The following is a 1668-nucleotide window of genomic DNA, read 5'->3' on the forward strand; positions in this document are numbered from 1 at the left end:
GAGCGGGCTGCGATTGGGGTGCAGGCGGGCGATATGCAGGTGCCGGCCGCTCGGCGCGCGGCGCGCGGCCGGGCAGGGCCGACGGGGCAGGGCGCGTTCGCGGCGGACGCGCGCCGCCCCGGTCGCCGCGCGGCGTCACGAAGGTCTCGCCGGGCTCGGTCGCGGGCATGTTGCGGATCGGACGCGGGCGACCTGCGGTGCCTTCCTGCGGAACGGGACGCGGGCGGCCCGCACCCCAGTCGGGGCGGCCGGGACGTCCCGGGGTGCCCGTGGCCGGAGGCGTGCCTGTGGCGTCGTCGCCGCGGCCCGGGCGCGTGCCGCGCGGGCCGTCATTGTCGCGGTCGCCGCGGTGCCATCCGCCGGGGCGTCCGGGGCGGCCATCGCCGGGCCGGTCGTCGTGGTCGCCGCTGTTCCAGCCGCCGGGACGTCCCGGCTTCCAGTCCTTCCGCCCGCCGTGATGCTTCCACCAGGCGCGGCGTCCGCCCCAATAGTTCAGATACTGGCCGCGAAGCGGATAGCGGTTGCGGTAATTGTCGAACATCCACATCCCATAGCCGGGATAATAATAATCGTCGTACCAGCCGCCGCCGAACCCGATCTGGGCGAAGCCGCTGCCATAGTCGGCGCCGTCGTAACAATCATAGCCATAGCCGTCGTCATAGGCGTAGCCGTCATAATCGTAATAGGCGTCGCCATAGCGCGCCGCGCAATCGCCGCCCGACGCATAGCTCGCGCCATAGACGTCGCCATAATAGCAACCGCCGAGCATCGTCGTCGCAAGTGCGCCGAACGCGATCGAGAGGGGCCGTTTCAAACTCTTCGCCATGGGCTTTGTCCTTCAAGGTCCAACGGTTGCGACCCGTCACCCTGGCAAGCGAATTGCACGAGTCGAGTTGAATTTGCGGTGAATGGTGTCCCTTGGCAGGAAAGGCCTTACTTGCATCGATGTCAGTAGTTGGTTACGCCTGATGCCGGAACATGATGGACGAGGATCGACCCGATGAACGCGCCGACGAATATCCTGCCCGCACAGAGCGAATGGTCCGAAAAGCGCTTCGGCCCCGAAACGCGGCATTGGCTGCCGCGCAACCCGGGCAGCACGCTCGACCATATCCCGGGCGAGGACGGCATGCCGGTACTCGGCAACACGCTCGAACAGCTTCGCGACTATCCCGCCTTCACGCGCCGCATGGTCGCGAAATACGGCCGCGTCTATCGCAACAACAGCTTCGGCGGGCGCAGCGTCGCGTTGCACGGGCCCGAGGCGAACGAACTCGTCATGTTCGACCGCGAGAAGATATTCTCGTCCGAACAGGGCTGGGGCCCGGTGCTGAACCTGCTCTTTCCGCGCGGGCTGATGCTGATGGATTTCGAGAAGCATCGCGCCGACCGCAAGATATTGTCGGTCGCGTTCAAGCCCGAACCGATGCGACATTATGCCGATTCGCTGAACGAGGGGATCAGGGATCGCATCGGCAAATGGAGCGGCAAGACCTTCAAATTCTATCCGGCGATCAAGGAACTGACGCTCGACCTCGCCGCGACCAGCTTCCTCGGCATCCCGTGGGGTCCCGAGGCCGACAAGGTCAACAAGGCGTTCGTGGACATGGTGCAGGCGTCGATCGGCGTCGTGCGCGTGCCCTTGCCCTTCACCGCGATGGGCCGCGG

Annotated in this window: 2 protein-coding genes; one reads left to right on the forward strand and one right to left on the reverse strand. The window is 66.5% G+C overall.

All coding sequences use genetic code 11. The annotated features are described in order from the left end of the window. The coding region (locus JHC57_RS22420; RefSeq protein ID WP_294032765.1) for a hypothetical protein at positions 1 to 826 on the reverse strand (826 nt) is incomplete at its 3' end. 174 nt (positions 827 to 1000) lie between these two features. Between JHC57_RS22420 and JHC57_RS22425 the strand changes: the two genes are divergently transcribed. Then, positions 1001 to 1668: cytochrome P450 (locus tag JHC57_RS22425; RefSeq protein WP_294032766.1), on the forward strand; the 668-nt coding region annotated here is incomplete at its 3' end.

Origin of the sequence: Sphingopyxis sp. (genome assembly GCF_016463645.1) — a bacterium.
Lineage (GTDB): Bacteria > Pseudomonadota > Alphaproteobacteria > Sphingomonadales > Sphingomonadaceae > Sphingopyxis.